The following is a 6,690-nucleotide window of genomic DNA, read 5'->3' as shown; positions in this document are numbered from 1 at the left end:
CCAAATCGCCACAACAATAACGGCGCCGCCTGTAAGAAGGCGGCATCTGCGTGGGGGTGGCACCGGCGTTGGTTTGGATACCTTCGACGATGATGCCGGGTGGAGGCCCTGCCGGACCAAGCGCGTCTTGGTCGCTGACGGTGTCCTCACCGATGCGATTGTCTTCCATGGACATGACCATGTACTTGTACTCGACCATCCACTCGCCTTTATCGTGCAAGTGATCGCCCATGATTCCAGCGGGGGCGTGCTTGTCGGCCAAATCTTTTCGACCGGGGTGGTCTGCATGAACAGAGGTGGAAAACAGAGCGAGAGCAACGGCAGTCGCTGTGAAACACAAACGCATATCGAGCATCCTTGGGATAAAGGGGACACTCGTTTGAATCGGAGGAACCGGGGGGGACGCCGCTGTTCAAATTGCTCGGCACCCACTACCCGCAATGGCCGCAAGGTTTGACATCCCATCGATCGGGGCTCGATTCGATTTTGCCACTGAATTCGTGGGGATTCACTGGACTTTCGCGAAGCGAGCGTTTTGTCGCTTGAGTGTTTCCTTTAATTCCCGTTGAAGCTTGGCTGCGAGGTCGGGGCGTTCCGTGGACAAGTCTCTCTGCTCGCTGATTTCACGCTTTAGATCGTAGAGCTCGACGCGATTGTTTTCCGCGAACTGCAACAACTTGTACTGCTCTCGCCGAATGGCGGACTGCGGGCGCGTCCGACTGGTGAGGAAGTCGTCGACACCGATCGAGTCGGGAGCCTTGGCGAATCCCTTTTCCGGATGGTAGTACGGGAAGTGCCAGATCAAGGAGCGTTCGTTTGATTTCGTTTGTGACGGATCTCGCATCCCACTTGCGAAACTTTGCCCATCGCACGTCGGTGGTTCACCGCCCGCCCAGTCGACCATGGTGGGCAACAGATCGTATCCGATGACGGGAGCGTCGATCACGGTTTGGCCAGCAATCTTGCCCGGCCAGCGAACCATCATCGGCACGCGAATTCCGCCTTCGTACAGATTCCACTTGGAACCTCGCAGGGGTGCGTTGGCGGTGTACTCGGGATGGCCTCCGTTGTCGGAGTAGAAAACCACGATGGTTTGATCGGCTTGCCCGGACGCTTCGAGTGCTTCGAGAATCTGGCCGACGTGATGATCGAACGTCTCCAGGAACGCTGCGTACTCAATTCGGTTCTTGCGTTTCTTCGAATCCGATGGGACACGAGCCTCGTACTTCTCACGCAACCACTGGCAAGGCGTGCGAACCGGCGTGTGGACATAAAATGAAGACGCCATCGCGAAGTACGGGCGGTCATGTTTCTTGCGGAGGAAGTCACTCACGCGGTCGACCATCGAATCGGGAGCAAAACGGCCCACTTCCGTGATCGTTTCCACTGGCGAACGCTTCCAAACGTAGGGGTGTGCTCCGTAGTCTTCTTCGGCGATTTGGAACCCCTGTTGGGCAGGACCGTGGGTTGGGCTCCATCCCAAATAACGCTGGTGGTGCGAACTGACATGCCACTTGCCAAAGAACGCGGTTTGGTAGCCCTCGTCGGTGAGGCATTCGGCGATGGTTCGCTCGGCGAGTGGAAGGTTCAATGTCAGTGGCGGCGCGGACAAGGGCGTTTGGAAGTCAACCTTTTGTCGTCCTGGTTCGTTCTTGGTGACAAACTCAAAGTGCAAGCGTGCCGGTGTTTTGCCGGTCAAGATGGACGCTCGGGAGGCCGAGCAAATCGGGGCCGGCGAATAGGCTTGTGTGAAGCGTGCCCCTTCGGACGCGAGCCGATCAAGATGCGGCGTGTCGTGCCAAGGGTGCCCGTAACAACCGAGGTCTGACCAAGCCAAATCATCTGCCAAAATAAACAAGATGTTTGGTTGAGCGGAGGTTTCTGCAGTCGCGAAAGATGGCAACAAGGCGACGAAACAAAGGACTGCTGCAGCAGCCCCTGCACGAAAGGATGGCTTTGGCATTTCGGTCGGTTGAGTGAGGTGGGAAGACACGTCGGAACGCGGTGGGGCACGGGTGTTTTTGTCAAAGCGTGAACACCTGTGATGCGACGATGGTTGGGTGAAATGTTTTCCGCCTTCTTTGTCGCTGGGGGCGTTAGCATCTTTGGAATGAGCGTCAGTGTCAAATACACTGGTGTCTTCCTGCCTTCCCCTTTCGTCCTGACGAACCCCGTCTTCATTCACCATGCCTGCGCCCCTGCTTGCCGCGGTTTCTCGCTTCTTTTTTCTGCTACTGGTTTCGGGTTTCGTTGCCAAACCATCGGTTGCCGCTGAACCTTCCTCACCAAACATCGTGGTGATTTTGGCGGATGACATGGGGTACGGTGACATGGGATGCATGGGCAGCGAAACCTTGCAAACACCGAACCTGGACCGGCTCGCGGATTCCGGCGTGCTGTGTTCGCAAGCCTATGTCGCCAGTGCGGTGTGTTCGCCCTCGCGGGCTGGTTTGTTGACCGGTCGTGATCCTCGACGATTTGGTTACGAAGGGAACTTGAACGCAGCGGACGAAAATTATGCGACGCGGCCCGAGTTGTTGGGATTGCCGGTCAGTGAAAAGACACTGGGCGATCATCTGAGTGCGGCAGGCTATGCGACCGCTTTGATCGGGAAGTGGCACTTGGGGATGGGGGAGATGCACCATCCCAACCGACGCGGATTCGATCATTTTTGTGGGATGCTCACCGGCAGTCATCACTACTTTCCAACCACGATGAATCACGTCATCGAACGCAGTGGGAAACGGGTGGAGGATTTTTCCAGTGATTACCTGACCGATTTCTTCACCGACGAAGGCCTGCGATTCATTGACCAGCAAGAAGCCGCCAATCCGGACCAACCCTGGTTTGTGTTTTTCTCGTACAACGCACCGCACACACCAATGCATGCCACGGAAGCGGACCTCGCACGCTTTGCCAGCTTCGAGAACAAAAAGCGCCGGACCTATGCTGCGATGATGTACGCGCTGGATCGTGGTGTCGGGCGAATTCGGAAGCACCTGGAAGCATCCGGGCAATGGGACAACACCCTGCTGGTGTTCTTTTCGGACAACGGTGGCGCGACCAACAACGGCAGTTGGAACGGACCGCTTCGGGGTGTCAAAGGAACCATGCGAGAAGGCGGAATTCGCGTTCCAATGATTTGGACTTGGCCAGCCAAGTTGCCGGCGGGAAAACGTTACGACGGCGTGATCAGTTCGTTGGATTTGTTGCCAACGTTTTGTTCCGCCGCAGGCAGTCAACCACTGCCGCTTGCCGATCCGATGACACACGAAGACCCGACGAATCGAAAACGGATGAACCGCTTGGTTGGAACGCACGATGGCATCGATATGCTGAATCACTTGGTCGGCAACAGCGAACCGCCCCGCCGTCGTTTGCATTGGCGTTTGCAAGGACAAGCCGCGATCCTAGACGGCGCTGACAAGTTATTGCGGCCCTCGCACCGACCCGCGGAACTTTTCCAGGTCGCCACTGATGTCTCCGAAAGCCACGACTTGTCGGCTAAGCACCCCGAGCGGATGCAGGAACTTTTTCGCGAGCTGGGAGCCTGGGAATCTAGTTTGACGACGGTTCCCTTGTGGGGATCATCGCCCTATTGGTCTGGGCAATCCGCGAAACACTATGACGCATGGGAACCGCGGTCCGAGCCACGTGCGACGGACTGAGGCAATTGATTTGTATTTGAACTTTCCTCTCCTTTCATGGATTGATGCATGGGTATGAAACCACGAGCGAAGCATTGTTTTTCATTGGTGTTGCTGTTGATGGCTGGCTGGTCGATGCCGGCTACTGCGGCGGATCCTGATCCTGTGGATTTGGTGGTTTATGGCGGCACTTCCGCGGGGCTTGCCGCGGCTGTGCAAGCTCATCGGATGGGCAAATCCGTGATCGTGATTGAACCAAGTCAGCGTGTCGGGGGACTGACAACTGGCGGTTTGGGGCAAACGGACATCGGCAATAAAGCTGCAATCGGAGGGATCGCTCGAGAATTTTACGAGGACATCGCGTCGTACTACCAAGCCCCCGCAGCATGGAAGTTTCAGCGATCAAACGAATATCGTGGCGGAGGCCAGTCGAAAACCGCGGCGGGAGAAGCCGCGATGTGGACGTTCGAACCGAGTGCAGCGTTGTCGGTCTATCAAGACTGGATCGAGCGGGATGGCATTCGCGTTGATTACGGAAAACGATTGGATCGATCCGTGGTCATGACAACGCGCAGTCTGCCCGCTCGGATCATTGCGATTCGGATGGAGTCCGGCGAAACTTACCGAGCTCGTATGTTCATTGATGCGACGTACGAAGGCGATTTGTTGGCCGCTGCCGGGGTGAGTTATACGATTGGGCGGGAAGCGAACGAGCAATACGGCGAAACGCTCAATGGTGTGCAAACCAAGATGGCGATTCACCATCAACTGCGAAAAGGCATCGATCCCTATGTCGTCGCAGGGGACCCGAGCAGCGGGTTGTTGCCGCACATTGATCCGGCGGGCCCGGGCCAAGAAGGAGGTGCCGATCATCGCGTGCAAGCTTATTGCTTTCGGATGTGCTTGACGGATCATCCGGAGAATCGGATTCCGTTTCACAAGCCGGAGGGCTACCAGCCGCTGTGGTACGAACTGATGCTTCGGAATTACGAGGCGGGTGAAGATGCGGCGCCATGGATCAATTCCCCAATGCCGAATCGGAAGACCGATACCAACAACCGATTGGGATTTTCGACGGACTTCATCGGGCAAAATTATGACTACCCCGAAGCCAGCTACGAAGAGCGCGAAAAAATCATCGCGGAACACCGGCTGTATCAACAAGGGTTGATGTGGACATTGGCCAATCATCCTCGCGTTCCTGAGAACGTTCGCAAGCAAGTGTCTCGCTGGGGAATGTGCAAGGATGAGTTCGTCGAGGGCAACGGCTGGCAAGACCAACTCTACATTCGCGAGGCGCGGCGGATGGTTGGTGAGTACGTGATGACACAAAGGAACTGCCAAGGTCTGCCGGTGGAGGATCCGATCGGATTGGCGGCCTACACGATGGATTCGCACAACCAGCAACGTTACGTCGACGAAAACGGGCACGTTCGAAACGAAGGCGATGTCCAGGTCGGCGGTTTCCCGCCGTATGGGATCAGTTATCGATCATTGGTGCCCAAGCGACGCGAAGTGTCCAATCTGTTGGTGCCGGTATGTTTGTCAGCGTCACACATTGCGTTTGGATCGATTCGAATGGAGCCCGTGTTCATGGTGCTCGGTCAAACTTCCGCGACCGCGGCGGCCATGGCGATCGACGATCAAGTCGCTGTTCAAGACGTCAACTACGAACGATTGGCAAAGCGTTTGACGGAAGACAAACAAGTCCTGACTTACGTTGGTCCTCAACCGAAACCGGGGATCGATCCGAAGTCGCTCGAAGGAATCGTCGTCGATAATTCGCAAGCGAAGACGGAAGGCGGTTGGATCCCCAGCAGTTCCTCTGGCAATCGAGTGGGAATCAATTACTTGCATGACAGCAACGCCAGCAAGGGAGAATGCGGGGTGGTTTATCAGGCCAAACTGAAACAACCTGGGCGATATGAAGTGCGGTTGTCGTGGCCTGTGCATCCCAATCGCGCCAGCAACACGTTGGTGAAGATCACGGACTCCACGGGACAACAACACGAGGTGCGTGTCAACCAACGGGATGCAAAGTCAGGTGGACGAGCCCAGTTGGGAACGTTCGAGTTTGGGCCGAATGCGGTCGTGGAGATCCGAAACGATGATTCGGATGGCTACGTCATCGCTGACGCGGTGCAGTTTGTCCCCGCAAAGAGCACCAGCGACTGAGGGCGAACTAGTCGATGCTCACAAGTTCGACGATGAAGTGCAGGTGAGCGTGAGCGGGGATGGATCCTGGGGAGCCACGTTCGCCGTAGCCAAGGTAGGAAGGTACCCACAGTTCGATCATCCCGCCTTCTCCAACGAGTTGCAAACCTTCGGTCCAACCCGCGACGACACTTCCCAGTGGGAAGGTCGTCGGTTCGCCTCGTTCATACGAACTGTCAAAGACTTTTCCGTTGTCGAGCCAACCGCGATAGTGGACCGTCACGGTGCTGGCTGCGGTCGGTTTTTGACCGCTGGATTTTCGCAGCACCCGGTAGTTCAGACCGGAATCTGTTTCAGTGAAGTCCGGGGCGGGACCAGCGTCCATTGGCCCTGTGTCGGCTTGCAGTTCAGGTTTGTCCAAAAATGAAATGGACGTCCGTTTCGCGGGTGCGGGATCTGCCGCGACCAGTTCGGGCTCGATCGGGGGAGTGGTCGGCGGACTGGAAGGTGCGGCGGAGCGGCACGCTGGAACGACAGACAGCAGGCCAAGAAGGCCCCATGGCAACCAAGTTTTCATATCTGCTGCTACGCTCCAGTCAATCAGCCCATCTTTCTTTCAAGTATTCATCATTGATGAACCTTGAATTTGTATTTTGATCGGACGTTAGCGAACGGCGCGGATTCTGGAAAGTCCGATCTTCAGCGGGCGTGGGTGTGGTTTTCCAGGATCCAGCAGGGTGAAGGGCCCGTGCCGTTGCCTCGACAAGCGTCTAAACTCAGGGAGGAACAACGGACCAGCCCCAGGGAAAACAGGGATTTTGCCGAGATGAAAGTCATTGTCGATTTGTGCGTCGTCCCAATGGGCGTGGGGGTTTCGGTGGGCAAGTAT

The 6,690-nt window shown here is 56.4% G+C and carries 4 protein-coding genes and 2 pseudogenes; 3 read left to right on the top strand and 3 right to left on the bottom strand.

Annotated elements, in window-relative coordinates; all coding sequences use genetic code 11:
- Positions 1 to 346 (bottom strand): annotated as a pseudogene (locus tag ACF8AM_RS11380) (hypothetical protein); the annotation flags it as partial.
- A 162-nt stretch (positions 347 to 508) separates the two neighbouring features.
- Positions 509 to 1,963, bottom strand: a complete 1,455-nt coding sequence (locus ACF8AM_RS11375; RefSeq protein ID WP_392555749.1) for a sulfatase — start codon at positions 1,961 to 1,963, stop codon at positions 509 to 511.
- A 223-nt stretch (positions 1,964 to 2,186) separates the two neighbouring features.
- On the opposite strand from ACF8AM_RS11375, the gene ACF8AM_RS11370 reads away from it, so the two are divergent.
- Both ACF8AM_RS11370 and ACF8AM_RS11365 read left to right on the top strand, forming a co-directional pair.
- Positions 2,187 to 3,668, top strand: coding sequence for a sulfatase-like hydrolase/transferase (locus ACF8AM_RS11370; protein ID WP_392555748.1), 1,482 nt, complete (start codon positions 2,187 to 2,189; stop codon positions 3,666 to 3,668).
- A gap of 54 nt (positions 3,669 to 3,722) precedes the next feature.
- The gene (locus ACF8AM_RS11365; RefSeq protein ID WP_392555747.1) at positions 3,723 to 5,822 is read left to right on the top strand and encodes an FAD-dependent oxidoreductase; all 2,100 of its coding nucleotides are present in this window, start codon (positions 3,723 to 3,725) and stop codon (positions 5,820 to 5,822) included.
- Between the two features lie 7 nt (positions 5,823 to 5,829).
- Here ACF8AM_RS11365 and ACF8AM_RS11360 read toward each other — a convergent pair whose 3' ends face one another.
- Complete coding sequence (locus ACF8AM_RS11360) at positions 5,830 to 6,378, bottom strand: FKBP-type peptidyl-prolyl cis-trans isomerase (RefSeq protein WP_392555746.1); 549 nt, start codon at positions 6,376 to 6,378, stop codon at positions 5,830 to 5,832.
- 63 nt (positions 6,379 to 6,441) lie between these two features.
- Between ACF8AM_RS11360 and ACF8AM_RS11355 the strand changes: the two are divergent.
- Positions 6,442 to 6,690: pseudogene (locus ACF8AM_RS11355) on the top strand (hypothetical protein); the annotation flags it as partial.

This window comes from Rhodopirellula sp. JB055, assembly GCF_043100905.1.
Lineage (GTDB): Bacteria > Planctomycetota > Planctomycetia > Pirellulales > Pirellulaceae > Rhodopirellula.
This window is presented reverse-complemented; position numbering and strand designations above follow the sequence as displayed.

Bases quoted from the DNA above. Each gene is read 5' to 3' on its own strand.
- ACF8AM_RS11370 (WP_392555748.1), top strand. From the start codon at position 2,187: ATGCCTGCGCCCCTGCTTGCCGCGGTTTCTCGCTTCTTTTTTCTGCTA.
- ACF8AM_RS11360 (WP_392555746.1), bottom strand. From the start codon at position 6,378: ATGAAAACTTGGTTGCCATGGGGCCTTCTTGGCCTGCTGTCTGTCGTT.
- ACF8AM_RS11375 (WP_392555749.1), bottom strand. From the start codon at position 1,963: ATGCCAAAGCCATCCTTTCGTGCAGGGGCTGCTGCAGCAGTCCTTTGT.
- ACF8AM_RS11365 (WP_392555747.1), top strand. From the start codon at position 3,723: ATGAAACCACGAGCGAAGCATTGTTTTTCATTGGTGTTGCTGTTGATG.